The organism is Gluconacetobacter dulcium (genome assembly GCF_014174165.1).
GTDB classification, from domain to species: domain Bacteria; phylum Pseudomonadota; class Alphaproteobacteria; order Acetobacterales; family Acetobacteraceae; genus Gluconacetobacter; species Gluconacetobacter dulcium.
In genome coordinates, this window is the sequence record NZ_JABEQN010000014.1 from 102,764 (window position 1) to 121,496 (window position 18,733).

General features: G+C 59.8%; 16 protein-coding genes and 3 pseudogenes. 5 read left to right on the forward strand and 14 right to left on the reverse strand.

What is annotated here, in order from left to right:
* Positions 1–338: 338 nt before the first annotated feature.
* Together HLH25_RS12305 and HLH25_RS20665 are read right to left on the reverse strand one after the other, a co-directional pair.
* A complete protein-coding gene (locus HLH25_RS12305; protein WP_182974343.1) occupies positions 339–911 on the reverse strand; it encodes a hypothetical protein in 573 nt (190 codons plus the stop codon).
* A 186-nt stretch (positions 912–1,097) separates the two neighbouring features.
* Positions 1,098–1,391 (reverse strand): NAD-dependent epimerase/dehydratase family protein, encoded by a 294-nt coding sequence (locus HLH25_RS20665; RefSeq protein WP_331000171.1) that lies wholly within the window; start codon positions 1,389–1,391, stop codon positions 1,098–1,100.
* A 179-nt stretch (positions 1,392–1,570) separates the two neighbouring features.
* On the opposite strand from HLH25_RS20665, the gene HLH25_RS12310 reads away from it, so the two are divergent.
* A complete protein-coding gene (locus HLH25_RS12310) occupies positions 1,571–1,849 on the forward strand; it encodes a transposase (protein ID WP_182974344.1) in 279 nt (92 codons plus the stop codon).
* A gap of 197 nt (positions 1,850–2,046) precedes the next feature.
* Here the strand turns inward: HLH25_RS12310 and HLH25_RS12315 are convergent, their stop codons facing one another.
* Complete coding sequence (locus HLH25_RS12315; protein WP_029495916.1) at positions 2,047–2,517, reverse strand: MarR family winged helix-turn-helix transcriptional regulator; 471 nt, start codon at positions 2,515–2,517, stop codon at positions 2,047–2,049.
* A 161-nt stretch (positions 2,518–2,678) separates the two neighbouring features.
* Between HLH25_RS12315 and HLH25_RS12320 the strand changes: the two genes are divergently transcribed.
* Positions 2,679–3,701 (forward strand): alpha/beta hydrolase, encoded by a 1,023-nt coding sequence (locus HLH25_RS12320; RefSeq protein WP_182974345.1) that lies wholly within the window; start codon positions 2,679–2,681, stop codon positions 3,699–3,701.
* A 748-nt stretch (positions 3,702–4,449) separates the two neighbouring features.
* On the opposite strand, the gene istB is transcribed toward HLH25_RS12320, so the two are convergent.
* The 7 genes and pseudogenes from istB to HLH25_RS12355 form a co-directional block, all read right to left on the reverse strand.
* Complete coding sequence (gene istB / locus HLH25_RS12325) at positions 4,450–5,250, reverse strand: IS21-like element helper ATPase IstB (RefSeq protein WP_182974346.1); 801 nt, start codon at positions 5,248–5,250, stop codon at positions 4,450–4,452.
* Positions 5,250–5,834, reverse strand: a pseudogene (locus tag HLH25_RS12330) (Mu transposase domain-containing protein); the annotation flags it as partial. The pseudogene HLH25_RS12330 and the gene istB, both read right to left, overlap by 1 nt.
* Positions 5,777–6,229: pseudogene (locus HLH25_RS12335) on the reverse strand (tyrosine-type recombinase/integrase); the annotation flags it as partial. The pseudogenes HLH25_RS12335 and HLH25_RS12330, both read right to left, overlap by 58 nt.
* A 251-nt stretch (positions 6,230–6,480) precedes the next feature.
* The gene (locus HLH25_RS12340; protein WP_182974347.1) at positions 6,481–6,999 is read right to left on the reverse strand and encodes an RES domain-containing protein; all 519 of its coding nucleotides are present in this window, start codon (positions 6,997–6,999) and stop codon (positions 6,481–6,483) included.
* Positions 6,996–7,361 (reverse strand): antitoxin Xre/MbcA/ParS toxin-binding domain-containing protein, encoded by a 366-nt coding sequence (locus HLH25_RS12345; RefSeq protein WP_182974348.1) that lies wholly within the window; start codon positions 7,359–7,361, stop codon positions 6,996–6,998. The genes HLH25_RS12340 and HLH25_RS12345 overlap by 4 nt, the downstream gene beginning before the upstream one ends.
* 110 nt (positions 7,362–7,471) lie before the next feature.
* Entirely contained in the window at positions 7,472–9,181 is a 1,710-nt protein-coding gene (locus tag HLH25_RS12350; RefSeq protein WP_182974349.1) for a recombinase family protein, read from the reverse strand.
* Between the two features lie 13 nt (positions 9,182–9,194).
* The gene (locus HLH25_RS12355) at positions 9,195–9,383 is read right to left on the reverse strand and encodes a hypothetical protein (RefSeq protein WP_182974350.1); all 189 of its coding nucleotides are present in this window, start codon (positions 9,381–9,383) and stop codon (positions 9,195–9,197) included.
* A gap of 241 nt (positions 9,384–9,624) precedes the next feature.
* Here HLH25_RS12355 and recD2 point away from each other — a divergent pair, with 241 nt between their 5' ends.
* Positions 9,625–11,811 carry an SF1B family DNA helicase RecD2 gene (gene recD2 / locus HLH25_RS12360; protein WP_182974351.1) on the forward strand — a complete coding sequence of 729 codons (2,187 nt, stop codon included), beginning with the start codon at positions 9,625–9,627 and terminating at the stop codon, positions 11,809–11,811.
* 308 nt (positions 11,812–12,119) lie between these two features.
* On the opposite strand, the gene HLH25_RS12365 is transcribed toward recD2, so the two are convergent.
* On the reverse strand, positions 12,120–12,737 hold the full coding sequence (locus HLH25_RS12365) for a CPBP family intramembrane glutamic endopeptidase (protein WP_182974352.1): 618 nt from the start codon (positions 12,735–12,737) through the stop codon (positions 12,120–12,122).
* Between the two features lie 233 nt (positions 12,738–12,970).
* Here HLH25_RS12365 and HLH25_RS12370 point away from each other — a divergent pair, with 233 nt between their 5' ends.
* Together HLH25_RS12370 and HLH25_RS12375 are read left to right on the forward strand one after the other, a co-directional pair.
* Positions 12,971–13,390, forward strand: coding sequence for a hypothetical protein (locus HLH25_RS12370; RefSeq protein WP_182974353.1), 420 nt, complete (start codon positions 12,971–12,973; stop codon positions 13,388–13,390).
* A gap of 4 nt (positions 13,391–13,394) precedes the next feature.
* Positions 13,395–14,147 (forward strand): hypothetical protein, encoded by a 753-nt coding sequence (locus HLH25_RS12375; protein ID WP_182974354.1) that lies wholly within the window; start codon positions 13,395–13,397, stop codon positions 14,145–14,147.
* Between the two features lie 471 nt (positions 14,148–14,618).
* Here HLH25_RS12375 and HLH25_RS12380 read toward each other — a convergent pair.
* The 3 genes and pseudogenes from HLH25_RS12380 to HLH25_RS12390 form a co-directional block, all read right to left on the reverse strand.
* Positions 14,619–15,810 (reverse strand): annotated as a pseudogene (locus tag HLH25_RS12380) (IS91 family transposase).
* A gap of 20 nt (positions 15,811–15,830) precedes the next feature.
* Positions 15,831–16,742 carry a tyrosine-type recombinase/integrase gene (locus HLH25_RS12385; protein WP_182974355.1) on the reverse strand — a complete coding sequence of 304 codons (912 nt, stop codon included), beginning with the start codon at positions 16,740–16,742 and terminating at the stop codon, positions 15,831–15,833.
* 145 nt (positions 16,743–16,887) lie between these two features.
* On the reverse strand, positions 16,888–18,330 hold the full coding sequence (locus HLH25_RS12390; protein ID WP_182974356.1) for a DUF6880 family protein: 1,443 nt from the start codon (positions 18,328–18,330) through the stop codon (positions 16,888–16,890).
* Positions 18,331–18,733 lie beyond the last annotated feature (403 nt).

Consider the following 18,733-nt stretch of genomic DNA (forward strand, 5'->3'; position numbering starts at 1 on the left):
GCGGGAATAAAGTCCTTTCAGCGTCGACATCCACATCCTCCGATTAAAGCAACATGGACTTCAGTTGTCTGGCTCACAGAGCCTACGCCGGACCCGATGGCGTCCAGCGAAAGCAAGATTGGAAGAGATGCCTGCCTCGTCAAGAGGGCACGAAATGCAGATTTTTTTTCATGAATAAGTTTATTATTTTTATTTGTATTTATTTTCTGTGGCGGTGTTGCAGACAGAAATTACATGGGTTTTGTTGATTTTCGTTAACCGTCATAGCGATGATCGCAGAAAATCAATATATTTTCCTTCTATAATGGTGGCCCAGGGTTTTCCGGCCACCACCTGTCTTACAGAGCGCTTCCAGCGTGTCCGTTCGTCGGATCTTCCGTCAGCGTCTCGACGGCGGGCGTCAGAGCCGTCGAACCAGCCTTTTGATCTCCGAGATTGTCAACTGCCATCTGCGCAGCGAGCGCCGCACAGGCGTTGCTTCCGGTGCGTGACACATGAACGATTGGCGCCGCCTGACCGTCTGATGTGATCGTGATCGTCTGCGTACAGGCGATGGGTCCACCGGTGCTGACCGCCTCGAAACGCTGCCAGGACATGCTCTGTTTCGGGAGGTCATGACCAACAGCCGGAACGGCGCGCAGGACGCCGTCCAGCCGCGAGCCCAATGTCCGATCGACCGCCTCCATGAGAGCCATATTGCGTGCCATCATGCGATCAACGGCCTCGAACATGTCGATATCAGGCATTGCCGCTGTCGTCGCGATGCCCTGGACCGGGACCAGGATACCGATCTGGTGTCCCCGTGCATCAACGACGCGCAACGCATCCTGAGCCTGCGCAGGCAGTGCAGCCGCGCAGCAGGCCAGTGTAGCAACAAAGACGCCAGCCTGAAACATACGAGAAAAATGCATTTTGGAATCCTCCGTGTCTGTTAAGCAGTGTCGGACGACGGCAGGAATATGGGCTGGGTAAATAGCGCCAGCAAGAGGTGGAGGAAGACTACATTGATCGTCTGATCCGGATATGAGCGTGTATAGGCGTCCACACCAGAGGGATCCGGATCGGTCCACACCGTCTCGTCGCATTCGCAGTCCGGGCTACCGACCCTTCGGCTTGCGGCCGCCACAGACGACGTCATCACCACGCGCTCCACACCACTCCGGATCGCCGCACGCAGCACCCGTCGCCCTCTTCTCGATGGCCAGCCTATAAAGACGGGCAACGTCGAGCACATGCGCTGCAGGCCAGAAATTGCTCCCATCTCCCACATAGGCGCAGGTCCCATTTGCACGAAAAATCTCGATCAGCGGTGTGATGAGCCCCTGCTTTGCCCTCTCGTGAACCTGGGGAAGCCGCACCACCGAAGCGCGGATAGAGACGATATGCGCAATCGTGCAGTGGCAATGTCAGTAACGTTTTGGTCTGCCACGTCCTTGGCTGATTGAGTTTTCGCATGTGCAGCATGGACGGATCTCAGGTATTACGGCGACCAATTCTCCAATGGACTTGTAACGGTTTTGTGCCGGTTGACTGAGCGTTTAAAGCTTTCAACAGGAAAGGCCATGAGACCATGGCATTGAAGCAGACAGAAGAGTTTCGCCGCGAGGCGGTCAGGATCGCGCTGAGCAGCGGTTTGTCCCGGACACGGATTGCGGCGGATCTGGGGATTGGCAAATCAACGCTGAGCCACTGGATTGCGCAGTATCGGTCGACTGATCTGACGGCGCCTGAAGCGCAGACGGACCTCGTCCGGGAAAATGAGCGTCTTCGCCTGGAAAACCGTATCCTGCGGGAGGAGAGGGAAATATTAAAAAAAGCCACGCAGTTCTTCGCGAGCCAAAAGACGTGAGGTTTGCGTTTATCAGGGCACATCGTGACCGCTGGCCCATCGCCGCTCTATGTCGGGTCCTGCAGGTCTCGACGCGTGGCTACCGGGCATGGGTTTCCCGGCCCCTGTGCGAGCGCCAGCGCACCGATCTGAAGGTTCTGGCGCATATCCGCGAGCATTATACCCTGAGCAACCGGACCTATCGATGGGTGACAGGCTCAATGATCGTCGGAATTGCAGCCCGGAGCACGCGGAGAGCTGACGGCTTGGCGCAGCCGGTCGACCCGATTACGCAAGTCCCGCAGTTCGGTGATCGACAGCCCGGTCGCCGTTAACACACAAGCCGGAATCGTCTCGGCCTGAACGCGCAGGGCCCGACCGGCCTCGGTCAGATGAACGCGCACCTGTCGTTCGTCCTTCTGGTCGCGGGTGCGCTCCACAAGGCCAGCGCCCTCCAGCCGCTTGAGCAACGGGGTCAGGGTGGAGCTGACCAGATCGAGTTGTGATCCGATTTCGCCGACAAGTCTGCCGTCACTGCTCCACAGGACGGTCATTACTAGATATTGCGGATAGGTGAGACCGAGCGGCTCGAGCAGCGGTTGGTACAGCCGATTGAAGGCGTGGCTCGCGGCATACAGCGAGAAGCACACGAAATTCGACAGATCAGGTGTGGATGGGTCTTCGTTCATATCGTCCTCCATAAGTAGGGCCATTATATCGCGTAATATCAAATCTTGGGCGATGTTAATGCATAGGAGCCATGCAATTTACCATGTTGCACGATAATATCGTGCACGATATGTGTGCTTCACAGGCCGATCGCAGCCTGATCGATACGGAGTTTTCCATCATGAAGCGCTTCTCCACAGTCATCGCCTTGGCTACCGCTATTGCCGCCGCGCCCGCGCTCGCCGCTCCCGTGCTGGAGCCCACGACCCAGCATTTCCTCAACGACCTCGCCACCGCCCATGTCCCGGCCATCCCCTCGCTGTCGCCGCACGATGCCCGTGCGCTGCTGGACGGCGCGCAGGCATCGGTGAAGGTCACCGCTCCCTCTGCCCGGATCACCGACCGCGTGCTCCCCGTTGGCCCGACCGGCAGCACACGCATCCGGATCTATCGCCCGTTCGACGCCCCGAACCATGCGCCGGCCATCGTCTATTATCATGGTGCCGGTTGGGTGATGGGCGGCCCGGCCAGCCATGACCGCCTCGTGCGCGATCTGGCGGCGGGCAGCGGTGCGGTGGTGATCTTCGTCGATTACGAACGCTCGCCCGAGGCGCGTTATCCAACTGCGATCGAGCAGGATTATGCGGTTCTGGAGTATGTCGCTCGTCATCCGGTCGAATTCGGGATCGATCCATCCCGCATTGCCATCGCCGGAGACAGCGTCGGCGGTAATATGGTTGCGGTCGTCTCCGCCCTCGTTGCGGAGCGGCATGGACCCAGGCCCGTAGCCCAGCTCCTGTTCTATCCGGTGACCGATGCCGCAATGAATGACGGATCCTATCGCGAGTTCGCCAGTGGCCCCTGGCTGACAGCGAAAGCCATGGCTTATTTCTGGAACCAGTATCTGCCTGCCGGCACGGACCGCGCCCAGCCGCATGTCTCGCCGCTGAACACGCCGGACTCCATCCTGCACGGGCAGGCGCCAGCGCTGGTCATCACAGATGAAAACGATGTCCTGCGTGACGAGGGCGAGGCCTACGCCCGACGCCTGGTCGAAGCTGGCGTGCCGGTCATAACGACCCGCTATAACGCGACGATCCACGATTTCGTTATGCTCAATGCGCTTGCCAAGACGCCGGCGGCCACCGCCGCAGTCGCCCAAGCGGCTCATTTCCTACGCGATGCCTTTACGAAGGTAAAGTGATAGAACAGAAGCGGTCTGAAGCAATTTCCTCCAAAAAGAGGGAGTGCTTCAGCCTCGCGCTGGCCGCAGTTTCTGCTCCGTCCCTCAGGCACTGACCATGAACCTATCGCTGGCATGACGAGTGCATATATGCGGCGTCTCATGAGACGGACAGCTCTCGCCCGACGAAGTAGGTTATCAGGTTGATCTTCAGGAGACGCCCATTTGTGTCGTGACAGTCGATTGCACGAATGACCGCTTTTCCAGTCCTACCGCCCAACAGCCGACATTCTGCTTACCTGAAGAGTTTCGGGCGCCGTGAGGCGTACGAAAGTCGGGGAGGACCGAACCCGCGACACCGGGACTCAGTTATGGGGAATTTGCAACTGGCGCTGCCCTGAGGCGCGCCTGAGCGGGAGAGCATGACGGCATTCGTGGCGCGGCAAAGGGCCTTTCCCGCCGATCTTGCCCAGGGAGATGACAGGATCGTCGGTGCCAGGAGCACACTTTCTGCCGTTTTTTCGCGTTTTGCGTAAGCCTGTCGGTTTGCCGGAACAGGGCGGTTCCGACAGGCATTGGGTTATACGGTCGTGTCTGCCGGTTATCATGCTGATCCTCCGGCCGGATCGGTCGCGCATGGCGGTCCTCTGGGCTGGCACCATCGAACAAAAACCTGGATGACGACCATCTGACCACCACAGCACGGGCAGGGCTGTTGTCAAACGAATTGAAGAACTGACCCCTTTGGCGAAGCGAGGAACTGACCCCGTCATGATGTGGTTGTCTCGGCTTCCCTGATGGACGCTTCGGCCTTCTGCAGAAGGCCGGAGCGTCGTTTCTCCCGCAGACGGTAGCTGTCGCCGCGGATGGTGATCACGGTGGAATGGTGCAGCAGGCGGTCCAGGATGGCGGTGGCCACCACCGGGTCGCCGAAGACCTCGCCCCATTCTCCGACCGAGCGATTGGAGGTCAGCAGGATCGAGCCGCGCTCGTAGCGCCTTGAGACGAGCTGGAAAAACAGATGCGCGGCGTTGGCTTCGAACGGCAGATAGCCCAGTTCGTCGATGATCAGCAGCTTCGGTCGCGACAGGAGCGCCAGTTGCTTGTCCAGCGCGCCGTCCGCATGCGCCTTGGCCAGCATGGCGACCAATGTCGCGGCGGTGACGAACTGCACGCTGTAGTTTCGCCGGATCGCCTCGCGCCCGAGCGCCACGGCCAGATGCGTCTTCCCCGTTCCCGGCGGCCCCAGCAGCAGGATCGTATCGCCGTGCGCGACCCAGCGGCACTCGGCCAGATCGCGGACCTGCCGGGGATCGAGGGACGGCTGGGCGTCGAACTCAAAGCCGTCGAGTTCCCGCACGAACGGGAACTGCGCCATCTTGCTCGCCATGGCGATGCGGCGCTCGTCGCGTCGCGCGATCTCGCGCCCGACCAGGAATGCCAGTGCCTCGCGTAACGTCATGTCCGAGCGCGCCGCGTCGTCGAGCAGCGTGTCCAGTTGGTCGCGGATCGCCGTCAGCTTGAGCCGGTCCAGCATCCCGACCAATGCCTCATGGTCCACGCCCGCCATCACCAGGCCCCTCCCGCGACTGCCTCATATTCGGCCAGCGGCCGGAGCAGGTCGGGCAACGGGGTCGGTAGCCCGGCAAGTGATGGGCCGTTCGCGGCCGGTCCGCCGACCACGCCGGCGAGATGGGAGCGATCGACGATCCGCTGCCGGCGTCCCGCGCAAAGCGGATGATCCGCCACGACCTGCCCGGCATGACGCACGACGACGCGCCCGCCCAGCACCACAATCTGGACGCTCTCGCCGATCAGCCGCCACGGCACGGAGTAGCTGTTGGTGTCCAGGTCGATCGCGCAATCGGCCTGAACCTTGCGCACCAGATCGCGCAACTGGCCGAACGGCGCGCGTCCACCGAGCGGGCGCAGGGCCTCGGCCTCGCCGGCGAAACGCTCCGACGGTGCAACGCCCGTCGTGCCATGCACGCGCCGGTCGGCAATCTCGCGCGTCCATTGGTCAAGATGCGCCTCGAACATCGCCCCCCTTTGCCCCGCTCGACCCGCAGCAGCATGCGCGCGCTGTCGATATCGCTTACCTTGAGAGCGGCCACCTCGGCGACGCGCAGGCCCGCCCCATAGGCGACCGAGAGCGCCACCTGGTGCTTGAGGCAGACGGTCGCGTTGAGCAGGCGGGCAACCTCGTCGCGGCTCAGCACGACGGGCAGATTGCGGGGATGTCGGATGCGAACCAGCTTGCGCGCAAGATCAGGCCGGTCGAGCGTGTAGGTGAAGAAAAATCGCAGCGCCGACACGATACTGTTCATCGTCGGTATCGGCAGGCCGGCCTCGTGCTGCTCGATCTGGAACTGACGGACCTCCTCCGCCGTCGCCGTGTGCGGAGAACGGCCCAGATGGGTCGCAAAACGACCGACGTCACGGATATAATTGCGCTGCGTCTCGCGTGAGAACCCTCGCATTGTCATGTCGTCGATCAGGCGCTGGCGAAGAGGGCTGATCGCGACTACAGGAATAAGCTCCGTCATCATCTGGCTCCTTGTGTTGGACACAAGCCAGAGTGCGGTGGCCCATCAGGCCAGCTTCAAATAAAACACCTCTCTCACGCCGTGGTGACAGACCGCCACGCTACACCAATCCCGCGCAGCGGGTTCGTTCTCCCCCCCTGATCTGCCTGTCCGCTCAGTGATGCAGGAGCAGACAGGCGGCAGTCGCCGTCATAGCGGTCGTTAGGCCTGGGCGCTGAATAGCCGCTATTCGGTCATTTCACTCTCCAGTCAGCTTACGGCCACGACGCTGCAGTTGTGGGCAGTCGCCTCTCATCGTCAATGACGGTTACGCGGGAGGGTAGACTGTCTGACCATGCCCAGAAGACGAGGTTTCTGTCATGTTCTGTCGCTCCAGGGGCAAAGCTCGGGACGATGATGCCAGCCGCTCCGTCGGCCATGAGTGCCTTTGCCAGTTCCCATGAAGGCGGCGTGTTGCCTTGGTCAGCAAGGTCTTCCCAGGGGCAGGCCAAGGTGGCGGGGGAGAAGTCCAGATCGTTAAGGCTGGATAGATCAGTCAGATCGAGGACAGGCTCGCTATCGACATCATAGGCACAGATGGTCAGAGGTTGCGGCTTGAACGGGAAGCCCTGCTGGGCTTCGAGCCAGGCAGTCTCCATACGCAGCGAGGTGTACAAGGCCGGGGTGCCGACCGGGTTAAACCGCCCCCCGTGAAACGCCGCACCGTCGCCTGACAGTGGAGTAAAAGACCAACGGGGATTATGCGCCCGGAACACCCGCCCGGTGAACCTCACGCGTATCCGCCGGTCGCGATCCGGTCCAGATACCGACGGACTGCATCGGCGCGCCCTTCCCGGACGAGCGCGTCGGCAGTCTGATCGCCGAAGGAGGGCAGGGGCTGTGACCGGTACCATGCGAAAGCCTGTTGGGCTGAGCCCGCCCATGGCCGGACGCGATTGAGGATCTCGACCATGTCGCGCAGCCTCGCCTGGGTGGCGGGGCGGCCGAGACGGGCGCTTTTGGAGACCGCATCACGCGACAGGCCCAGGGTTGCCGCCAGTTCGCTCCTCGTGATGTGCAGCATATTGCTCAGTCGTTCTGCAGCGATCAGCCCGGACGGATCGAAGGCGTCGGAGAGGAACGTGGTCTCAGACATGACACATATGCCTCATATATTGCCCGTATTATGGGATCATATATGAGGCGGATTGCCTATGACAAGGATTCCAGTTGGATATGTCCATGCGCGCTGGCATGATCACTCTGTCATGCGGCGAGACGGGGTATCTCGCGGTTCACCAATCGCAAGTATCGTTGGTTGTCTTCCCCCGCAACCATCTGAACTTGCGATGCCAACGCATCACGAACCCCAGTCCGGAAACGGGCTGGGGTTTTCGTTTGTCCGCTGCCCGACGCCATCGTCAGGATGCCGGCGAGATCGCCCCGGACATCGATCTGTAGCCCCTTGTCGGATGGCGTCAGGATGATGGCTTCGATCAGCGAGCGGATCACCTCGGCCGCCTCCTGACGCTTCTCGTCCAGCTCGGAATGCAGCATGTCGTGCAGGAGCGTGAGCCGCCGGTGGTAGAACTCCGCCATCTGGGGATGGAGCAGGGGAGGTGGCGCTTCAGCGGTGGCGAGGAAGTCCTTGAGTTCTGACTTGCGGGCTTCGAGCTTCGATCCACGCTCCTTGACCGTCTCGATCGAGATGGCTTCGGAAAGGTAGAGATCCATCAGGCGCTGGATATCACGTTCGACCCGTTTCAGTTCTGATTCCGCTGCGCCGATGTCGGCCGACGCTTCCATGCGCAGTCGGTTCATCTCGGTGGTAAAGGCCGTGCAGAACTCGGCGAACAGGTCCGGGTCCATGAGGTGGTGACGCAGGGCGTCGAGCACGCGCCGCTCCAGTTCCTCGCGGCGCATATTGGTCCGGTTGTCGCAGGTGCCCTTATTGCGGGCCGTCGAGCAGCCGAGTAGGGCGCCGGAGATCATGGAATAGCCGCCACCGCAGCAGCCACATTTGCTCAGGCCAGAGAACAGGTAGCGGGGACGGCGTTTCTCGCGGAAATGGTCGGGCGATGATGTGTCGCGTGTGTTCCGGCTGGCGCTGACGCTGGCCTGCCGCGCCTTGACGGCGTCCCACAGATCCTGATCGACGATCCGCAGTTCCGGCACCTCCTGGATGACCCACTCGGATTCCGGGTTGGGGCGGGCCTGCCGCTTGCCGGTGTCGGGATCCTTGATGAAGCGTTGGCGGTTCCAGACCAATTTTCCGACATACATCTCATTGTTGAGAATCCCGGTACCCCGTGCGCGGTTGCCGGTGATGGTCGAGAAGCCCCACGCCCCGCTGCCCGGTGCCGGGATACTTTCGTTATTGAGGTGGAAGGCGATGGCGCGCGGTCCCAGCCCGGCCGCGAAGTCGCGGAAGATACGGCGGACTACATCCGCCTCTTGCGGGTTGATGGTCCGGTCGCCCCGGATCGGCTCGCCGCTGGCGTCGAGTTTGCGTACCACGTCATAGCCGTAGGCGTTGCCGCCGCCTGATTTGCCCTGCTCGACCCGCCCTCGCAGACCACGATGGGTCTTCTCGGCCAGGTCTTTCAGGAACAGGGCGTTCATCGTGCCTTTGAGGCCGACATGCAGGTGGGAAACCTCGCCTTCGGAGAGAGTGACGATCCGCACGCCGGCATAGTTCATGCGCTTGAAGACGCCGGCGATATCCTCCTGGTCGCGGGACAGGCGATCCATCGCCTCGGCCAGCACGATCTGGAACTGTCCGCGCTGCGCATCGGCGATCAGCGCCTGGATGCCGGGCCGCATCAGTGAGGCACCCGAGATGGCGTGATCGGTATACTCCTCGACGATGCTCCAGCCCTGCTTTTCCGCGTGGGTGCGGCAGACCCGAAGCTGATCGGCGATCGAGGCGTCGCGCTGGTTGTCGGACGAATAGCGGGCGTAGAGCGCGACCTTCATGGTGAGGTATCCCTTACGGTCCGGAGCGGCGACGTTGCTCCTGTTGCTGCGACCGGAACCAGTCCCGTGCCGCGCGACGGGCCATGAGGCGGACCAGCGCTATCAGGCGCGGGTCGGGGGCACTGGGGCGCATGACAAGCCGCAACTCGGGCTCGGGCGGCTGATACGCCGGGGCAATGGACTGGATGGGTCTGTCCGTCATCGTCGCTCTCTTCCGACCGTATGGCAAGGAAAACAGGCACACGATCCGGACAGATGGCTGTTATTTCAATGGAAATACGCAATATGCGAAAGCGTGCTCCTGAGTAATCCAGCGTGCGGAATCGTAGTTATGGGTAGTCCCGGATACAGGCGCGTCGTACAAATACTGGCGTATGATGGTGGTATGAGAGGGGAGGACGAGTCATGAATGATACGGGAGTGCCGTTCTTCCGGCAGGCCGGATGAGTGGACGCGCCACCGACACTTCGCCCACGGAAGCGCTGGCGGGACTGGTCGAGCGGGTGACGTTCCACAATGCCGAGAACGGCTTCTGCGTTCTGCGGGTGAAGGTGCGGGGTCAGCGTGACCTCGTCACCGTCGTCGGCCATGCTGCCATGATCTCGGCAGGCGAGTTCGTGCAGATGTCGGGGCGCTGGTTCAACGACCATATCCACGGCCTCCAGTTCAAGGCGGAGTTTCTCAAGGCCAGCCCGCCGACCACGGTCGAAGGGATCGAACGCTATCTGGGCTCCGGCATGATCCGGGGCATTGGTCCCGTCTATGCCAAAAAGCTGGTGAAAGCGTTCGGCGAGGCGGTGTTCGACCTGATCGAACAGGAACCGGGGCGCCTGCGGGAGGTGACGGGCATCGGCCCGAAGCGCGCCGACCGGATCGTCGCCGGCTGGGCGGACCAGAAGGTGATCCGCGAGATCATGCTGTTCCTGCACAGCAACGGCGTCGGCACCTCGCGGGCGGTGCGGATCTTCAAGACCTACGGGCAGGACGCGGTCAGACTGATCAGCGAAAATCCCTATAGGCTGGCGAAGGATATCCGGGGCATCGGGTTCAAGACCGCCGACCAGATCGCCCGGAAGATGGGCATCGCGCCTGACGCGATGATCCGGGTGAGGGCAGGGATCTCCTACGCGCTTGGCGAGGCCATGGACGAAGGGCATTGCGGCCTGCCGGTCGGGGAACTGCTGACCAGCACCGCCGAACTGCTGGAGGTCGCCACCCCTCTGATCGAGACGGCGCTCGCACTTGAACTGGAAGCGGGCGACGTTATTGCCGACAGCATGGGAGAGACGGACTGTATCTTCCTTGCCGGCCTGTATCGCGCGGAGCAGAGCATCGCCGAGCGATTGCGCGCCTGCGCCATTGGCCGTCCGCCCTGGCCTGACATCGACGCTGAAAAGGCCATGTCCTGGGTGGAGGGCAAGACCGGGCTTGCCCTGGCCCCCAGCCAGCAGGAGGCGGTGCGCCTTGCCCTGCGCAGCAAGGTGCTGGTGATCACGGGTGGTCCTGGCGTGGGCAAGACCACGCTGGTCAACGCCATTCTGAAGATCGTGACCGCCAAGGGCACGGACGTGCAGCTCTGCGCGCCGACCGGCCGCGCGGCAAAACGTCTGTCGGAAAGCACGGGGCTGGAAGGCAAGACCATCCACCGCCTGCTGGAGACCGACCCGGCCAATGGCAGCTTCAAGCGGGACGATACCAACCCGCTGACCTGCGATCTGCTGGTCATGGACGAGGCCAGCATGGTGGACGTGCTGCTGATGCGCTCCCTGCTGCGTGCGTTGCCCGATAGCGCAGCCCTGCTGATCGTGGGCGACGTGGACCAGTTGCCGTCGGTCGGACCGGGGCAGGTGCTGGCCGATATCATCGGTTCCAACGCCGTGCCTGTAGTGCGGCTGACCGAGGTGTTCCGCCAGGCGGCACAGAGCCGGATCATCTCCAATGCGCACCGGATCAACGAGGGCAGGATGCCCGAACTGAACGCGGAAGAGGGATCGGATTTCTATTTCGTCGAGGCCGCCGAGCCGGAGATCGGGCTGCGTAAACTGCTGGCCGTGGTGAAGGACCGTATCCCGGCGCGGTTCGGGCTGGACCCGGTTCGCGACGTGCAGGTGCTGTGCCCGATGAACCGGGGCGGCCTTGGGGCGCGGTCGCTGAATATCGAATTGCAGCAGGCGCTGAACCCGCCGGGTGAGGTGAAGGTCGAGCGGTTTGGCTGGACCTATGGTCCCGGCGACAAGGTGATGCAGATCGCCAACGATTATGACCGGGACGTCTTCAACGGGGATCTTGGCGTTATCGACAGGATCGATGTGGAAGAGGGCGAACTGACGGTCTCATTCGATGGACGGGAGGTCGTTTACGGCTTTGGAGAACTGGACGAACTGGTGCTGGCCTACGCGACCACCATTCACAAGAGCCAGGGATCGGAATATCCAGCGGTGGTCATCCCCCTGGTGACCCAGCATTACGCCATGCTGGCGCGGAACCTGCTCTATACCGGCGTCACACGCGGGCGGAAGCTCGTCGTGCTCGTGGGGCAGAAGAAGGCGCTGGCCATCGCCGTGCGCAACCAGGGCGGGAGGCGGCGGTGGTCGAAGCTCAGGGAGTGGCTGGCGGGTAGCATCGCATGATGGAGTGACGGGCGTGTCTCCATGTCGGCTTCCGCCTCTTGTTGGACGTCAGAGCTCGGCATGACCTTTCCTCCAAGCAGACGTGTCTCATTGCATGCAAGGATTGATCTTCGCCGATCCGGTGCCGTTTAGCCGGCGGTGCGCCATGGTGTCGGCCTTCGCCCTGACCTTGCCCGAACTGCCCGCGCGAGACACCGGAAGTGGACATCCTCCGTAACGCTGACGTGGTGCCCGATTGGATTCAGGGGCGTTGGTCTGCAGGTGCCAAGACGGGCGAACGGCGGCTCTGGCCCGGTAGACTGGCGCTCTCAGTGATGCCAGGCGGCGCCAGTGTAGAAGAAGCGGCCGAGGCCTACAGTGAAAATCATGCAACCATAGAGACTGTGTTCCAGGCAAGTCAGGCGCAGCGACCGGTGACGTGCGTAGTCGCGGGCGAAGAGCAGGCCGCCGACAGTGGTCATGCCGATTGCGATCCAGTTCAGGAAGATCACATGGGCGAAGCCAAAAGCGAGTGCGCTTGCGATGATGATGCCTGTGTCGCTGCGGAACAGCGAGCGATATCGGGCAAACAGGAATGCGCGGTAGAGTACTTCCTGCGGCCATACCGACAGCACCGGATAGAGCACCATAATCAGCAGCCAGAACCGCGGTTTTTGAAGCGGCAGGCTGAGGAATGTCTCTGGCCAAAACCATGCAGTCAGCCCCACAATAATCGGCGCGAGGATCGCGAAACGCAGGAAGATGGCCTGCAACTCGCGACGCACGTCATGAGGTTGCGGCTTTTCGCCCCGGATCGCGAGAAACGCCACGATAGCCGCCACCCAGATGAGCCCGAACAGGATGCCAGGTCGGCGGAGTTCGAGGATGATAAGGGGGCCACCGAGATAGAGGGCAGCGAATTCGACGGCGAAGCGAAGGAGAAGCATGTGTTTCGAGTTTGGCACAGAAATGTAGCGGCAGCTATCGCCCTCATCTCGGTTAGATCATAAGAATTTTACTTCTCAAAAGCCGACATGCTATAACAATACAAAGGTTAAAAATGAATTCTTCATAATCAGATATCGGGATGGAAAAAATTGATGTGAAGTGAAAATACAGACTGTATTGAGATAGATTTAATCTATCGGTGTCAATTTTTATAGATCATATTAGGATTTGTATGTCTGAATATTTCAGGGGTGACGAGAAAAGCGGCATTACAGCGCCAAATCTCGCGAATATTTGTTGTTACGTTGATCATATTGTAAAAGCAAGAGGTAGAAAAACACAATATACTAGCGTTTCTCTTGCACCCAATTCTATTCAAATTTTTGGTGAAGTTATGTATCGTCTGCTGCGTACACAAGCCGAGAGTGACGGACATGACGTTGTTGAGCATCATAATTTGATAACTGATATTCAGAACACTATAAAAAAATCAGTGAAAGCTGATAAAATAAAGGCGGCACGGGCACTTCAATACGCACAAAAAAGAAAAGAAGGATTGGTTGTTTGGAATTTCAAATTAAAAAATCTGAAAAGCAAGTGGATCATACGATATGCGCACATAAGAATTCAGAAATATTTTGATAAAGTCTAACATTATGGACGAGCTTTTTTCCTGCCGTAATTGCATTCACAATCCAGCACAGAGCCTTAATATTGGATCTGGATTTGGAGTGTGCCTAAAGCATGATTCTGTTATTAAAGATTCAGGTATAACAACGTGTAAATACTTACGAAGAAAAGATTTGGCGATGTTCCTTGTTGAAGAATCTATAGAAGAACACGAGGAAGAATATTCTAAATATAACGGAATTGTTAATATTTATAGCAAAGAAAAAATTTCAAAAATTAAATATAGCGAACACTACTGCTGGGAGAATGACTTATTTGACAGTTTAAATAACCATATTGCTCGATACCACAAAAGCGATAAAAAGTGGCTATTTATTCAAGGAATGACACCAGGGGTCGACGGAAGGCGTTCTATTGCACAGACATCTTTAACTAGAAGGTATATGTATAGGTGTGGAACATGGAAGAGTTCAGTGCGGATTGCTACTGATATTATCAGTACGTTACCACAGAAGCCTCTCTTTTCCGAAGCTGACACTCTTGACGAGCAGAATACCAATGATGCCTTATGGGATGTCATTTTTGGAAAATTGGCTTTTATCCAAGAATATGGGAAATTAGCTCATATTGACGATGTTACTTGGGCTACAGATTCCGTTGAACATATGGAAACATTAAATTGGGAGATGGTTAAGGAATCTCTGAAAAAAATAGTTCAGCCGTTGATAGATTCTATCTTAGGTCATGCAAAAAATAGTGGGATATTTGAAGATTTATAAAAACAATTAATAATATAATAAATACATTATTTTTGTTGTGGGAGAAAAATAATAATTTATTGTTTAATACTTTACAATTTGCGCCGAAAGCTCGATCTTACAGTCCGCCCCGTAATAAATGTTCACTATTGAGGTTTCACCCTCCAAAAACAGACAGTCCGCTCTCCTGAAGGGTTTCGGGCGCCGCGAGGCGTACGAAAGTCTGGGAAGAACGAACCCGCGACACCGGGACTCAGTTATGGGGAATTTGCAACTGGCGCTGCCCTGAGGCGCCCCTGAGCGGGGTCACGTGGCGGCATTCGTGACGCGGTAAAGGGTGTTTCCTGCTGATCCTGCAAATGAAGATGACAGGATCGTCAGCGCCAGGTGCGCGCTTTCCGCTGTTTTTTCGCGTTTTGCGTAAGTCTGTCGGTGTGCTGGAACGAGACGGTTCCGGCAGGCATCGGGTTATAGGGTCATGTCTGCCGGTCATCATGCTGATCCCCCGGCCGGATCAGTCGCCGATGGCGGCCCTCTGGGCTGGCACCAGCGGGGAAGGATCTGGATAACGACCATCTGCCCCCCCACAGCATGGGCAGGGCGGTGGCGTGACCGGTTCGGGTTCCGGGACTTCTGGCGCTGGTGTGGATATGACATTCAGCAGGTCCCGTACCCGGGCGAGGCTGGCCTTGCGGCGGGAACTGGCGAGCAGGCCATAATGGCGGATGCGATGAAATCCCCGTGGCAGGACATGCAGCATGAAGCGGCGGATGAATTCATCGGTGCCAAGCGTCATGACCTGCTGCTGCTGGGCCGTGTCCCGCCGGTAATCCTTGTAGCGGAACGTGACGCCGTTTTCGTTGAACGCCAGAAGACGTCGGTTCGAGATGGCGACACGGTGGGTATAGCGCGACAGGTAGGCCAGTACCGCTTTGGGACCGGCAAAGGGTGGCTTGGCGTAGACGACCCAGCGCGTGCTGCGCACAGGGGCCAGATGCCGCATAAAGGCACGGCGGTCTGCCAGAGGAGCAAGCTGCCCCCGGAAGACCAGCCGGTCGGCATCGAAAAGTGCGAGCAGCCGGGTCAGGAACAGACGGCGGAACAGTTTGCCCAGTACCCGGACAGGCAGCAGGAAGGCAGGGCGCGATGAGATCCAGCGCTGGCCATCGGGCGAGAGACCACCACCCGGCACGATCATATGCACATGGGGATGATGGGTCAGCGCCGATCCCCAACTGTGCAGCACGGCGGTGATGCCGATGCGCGCCCCCAGATGCCGGGGATCGGCGGCGATCGTCATCATCGTCTCCGAGGCCGCCTGGAACAGCAGGGCGTAGAGAACGGTCTTGTTCTGGAGCGCGATGTCGGAGATCCGCGCCGGCAGGGTGAAGACGACATGGAAATACCCGACCGGCAGCAGATCGGCCTCACGTTCGGCCAGCCATGTCCGTGCGGCGTTCCCCTGACAGCGCGGACAATGACGGTTGCGGCAACTGTTATAGGCAATGCGCCAGTGTCCGCAGTCCTCACAGGCCGCGACATGGCCACCAAGGGCTGCGGTGCGACAGTGTTCGATCGCCGACATGACCTTGAGCTGCTGCAGGGGGAGACGGCCGATATGGGCTGCCCGCCAGGCAGGACCGGCAGCCCGGAAGATGTCCCCCAGTTCGAGCGAGGCGGACATGACCGCCCCCCGCTCCGGGATCAGCCGTCGGGCCTTGTCTGCGCCGTCGTCAGCATGCCCAGCCTGTCGAGCGGACTGATAACGGCCCGCACGGTCCGTGTCGCAACCTTTGTATAAAGGGCCGTGGTCTCCAGACGGGAATGACCCGGCAGAACCTGGATCACGCGGACATCGACACCGTCCTCCAGCAGGTGCGTGGCAAAGCTGTGCCGCAGGGCATGGGGCCCCACACGTCTGGTGATCGCAGCGGCCCGCGCCGCATCGACAACCACGCGATGGAGCTGCCGTGTGCTGATGGGCCTCATGGTGTCCTGCCCGGGAAACAGCCAGCCACCCGAATGCATCACGCCCTGCTGGCGTCCGGCCTTCCACCACTCCCGCAGCAGGGGCAGAAGGTCTGCCGGAAGCATGGCGTTGCGATATCGTCCCCCTTTGCCCCGTTCGACCCTGAGCAGCATGCGCTCGCTGTCGATATCACTGGTCTTGAGAGCGGCGACCTCGGCCACCCGCAGGCCCGCCCCATAGGCGACCGACAGGGCAGCCTGATGCTTGAGGCATATGGTCGCGTTGAGCAGCCGGGCAACCTCATCGCGGCTCAGCACCACGGGCAGGTTGCGGGGCTGCGCCACTCGGACCAGCCTGCGTGCGAGGTCGGGACGGTCGAGTGTCTGGGTGAAGAAAAACCGCAGCGCCGACACGATGGCGTTCATGGTCGGTGTCGGCATGCCTGCCGCGTTCTGCGCAATCTGGAACTGGCGCACATCCTCGGCTGTTGCCGTGTGGGGTGAGCGGCCCAGAAACGTGGCGAAACCGCCGACATCGCGAAGGTAATTGCGCTGCGTCTCCCGGGAGAACCGCCGCACCGCCATGTCATCAAGCAGGCGCTGGCGAAGGGGACTGATTGCAGCAATGCACAGGGACTCTGTCATCATCCGGCTCCTTCTGGTGGGAAGAAGCCAGAGTGCTTGGCCCGATCGGGACAGTTCCAAATAAAACAGATCGCTCACGCTGTGGTGACAGACCTACACACCCCACCAATCCCGCGCAGCGGGTTCGTTCTACCCCCCATTGCTGCCTTTAATGCTCACCGATCAGTGACCAGAATCCCAGCTTGCGCTTATGCTGCGCTTTCAAGCGGATCATAAAGGCTTCGTGGGTTTCCATGCCGTCTGTCGCTGTTAGCAGTGGCGCAAGCAGCCGACAGGAGGCAAGATCCTTCGCTGCATAGGAATAATAGCGGGAAAGCGCCTTATCCAGTACGGCCTCGACCAGCAGGCGGTAAAGAAGCGTCGCTTCATTGGGATAAGATTCAGACAGACGATCTGCGGCGGGACGTAATGCCCCATAATCCCGTCCGTCCAGTTCCGACGTATGCTCCCGCACGAGACGGGCGGCGCCGTCGAGCGCCGGCCACTCCAGCAGAGTGGAAAGGGCCACGCTTTTAACCGGGAAATTACGGATGTGATCGAGTGCCTGCTCTTCGGCATCAATCGCGTCATAGTCACTGAGATGGCGTTGATAGACCTGCCAGTGAGGCAGGCTCAGGCATTCACGAAAGATTTTCCAACGTATGGCTTGGGCTGTATCGTGGTCGCCCAAAATTTCGCACGCTTCGATCCGAAGATCGTCATTCTCCCTGCGAAACCGGGAGGGTTCGTCTGTCTCTCGATCTAGCCATTCAAGTGCCTCCTGGGCGCGTCCCTTGTCCAGAAGGCGGCGTGCAATATCGCTGAAATAGGGGGATTGGCGATCGCTCATGCCGACCGCCTCGATATAAGCATCGACGTCACCCGTCGCATCGGCCAGATCCCTCAGATGACCGAGGGTCTGCATACGCACTCTGTCGATACGATACTCATCTTTTCCTCGGGAGGCAGGGAGTTCGTGCAGTCGTGTGACGAGTGTGACCCTGAGCATGGTCGCGCCTGCTGTACCCAGCGCCTCGCCGCACGACGCGAGCAGGTGGTCACATGTGCCATACCCATCTGCATCGAGAAGTGTGAGCAGATCCCTGACGGTGACAGCCGGATCCCGGCCAGCGTGTCGTCCCCAGAGGGTGCCAAGGTCGGAGGCTGCTTCGCGAAACACATCTGACAAATAACCAGAACTGTCATCAGAGCGCTCATAGACGGAAGGAGCAAGTTCCACGAGAAGACGCATCGCAGAAATGGCCTGCCCGACATCCGTCATCGCAACATCATCGAGAATGGAGCGTCGCAGGGTGTCGAGTTCCGTGGCGAGGGGTTTGATCCGGTCCCAGGGCAGGAAACCACGGGAGCGCTGGATCGTTCGCAGCCTCTTTTCGATCTCCTTGCCGAGTTTGTCTTTCGCATGAGTGGCTGTCAGCGCCATGCGCAGCTTCCGGGTGAGCACGGCATCCTGTTCCGACAGATCGACCAGAAGGTCTGCCAGCCGATCCGCACCAAGGGCTTTCAGATTGTCTTTCGTGACGGTCGTGCCGACTTTCGCGGATGCGGCGGACTTGCGGGTGGCAGGTTTTGTCGAAGGAGTGCGGGCCATGAATACAGATTATGACCGTGCCCCCAGGGGCGCAAGCAAATGCCGTCACCATGAAAAAAGAGAAAAAGGGCTAATGGCTCCGCCCTCGCGCCGGCAAGGATGCGCGTCAGCAGGCTGACGCCGCCCGATGGGGTGTCCCCGATCTTCCTGCGCTGCGCTCCGTGCAGACCGGGAGAGACCCCCAATACTGTTCACTTAGAGTGATAATCTGCTAGGTTCTCTCCGATGGGAGGGAAGCGGCATGGCGCGAATAGCAGCGGCGTTCGATGGAGACGCGGGAATTGGTGATCGGCTCGGGATAGCGACGATCAGCCGCAGCTTTGGCCGCGAACAGATCGGAGAGGCGTTGCGCGCGAGCGGCCGCAAGACGCGGCGACGCCGTGATATGCCGGAAGACCTGACG

Coding starts and splice junctions, on each gene's coding strand:
- recD2 (WP_182974351.1), top strand. CDS start 9,625: ATGAGTGGACGCGCCACCGACACTTCGCCCACGGAAGCGCTGGCGGGA.
- HLH25_RS12385 (WP_182974355.1), bottom strand. CDS start 16,742: ATGATGACAGAGTCCCTGTGCATTGCTGCAATCAGTCCCCTTCGCCAG.
- HLH25_RS12350 (WP_182974349.1), bottom strand. CDS start 9,181: ATGAAGGTCGCGCTCTACGCCCGCTATTCGTCCGACAACCAGCGCGAC.
- HLH25_RS12370 (WP_182974353.1), top strand. CDS start 12,971: ATGTCTGAATATTTCAGGGGTGACGAGAAAAGCGGCATTACAGCGCCA.
- HLH25_RS12345 (WP_182974348.1), bottom strand. CDS start 7,361: ATGTCTGAGACCACGTTCCTCTCCGACGCCTTCGATCCGTCCGGGCTG.
- HLH25_RS12375 (WP_182974354.1), top strand. CDS start 13,395: ATGGACGAGCTTTTTTCCTGCCGTAATTGCATTCACAATCCAGCACAG.
- HLH25_RS12355 (WP_182974350.1), bottom strand. CDS start 9,383: ATGACGGACAGACCCATCCAGTCCATTGCCCCGGCGTATCAGCCGCCC.
- HLH25_RS12310 (WP_182974344.1), top strand. CDS start 1,571: ATGGCATTGAAGCAGACAGAAGAGTTTCGCCGCGAGGCGGTCAGGATC.
- HLH25_RS12315 (WP_029495916.1), bottom strand. CDS start 2,517: ATGAACGAAGACCCATCCACACCTGATCTGTCGAATTTCGTGTGCTTC.
- HLH25_RS12390 (WP_182974356.1), bottom strand. CDS start 18,330: ATGGCCCGCACTCCTTCGACAAAACCTGCCACCCGCAAGTCCGCCGCA.
- istB (WP_182974346.1), bottom strand. CDS start 5,250: ATGGCGGGCGTGGACCATGAGGCATTGGTCGGGATGCTGGACCGGCTC.
- HLH25_RS12320 (WP_182974345.1), top strand. CDS start 2,679: ATGAAGCGCTTCTCCACAGTCATCGCCTTGGCTACCGCTATTGCCGCC.
- HLH25_RS12305 (WP_182974343.1), bottom strand. CDS start 911: ATGCATTTTTCTCGTATGTTTCAGGCTGGCGTCTTTGTTGCTACACTG.
- HLH25_RS12365 (WP_182974352.1), bottom strand. CDS start 12,737: ATGCTTCTCCTTCGCTTCGCCGTCGAATTCGCTGCCCTCTATCTCGGT.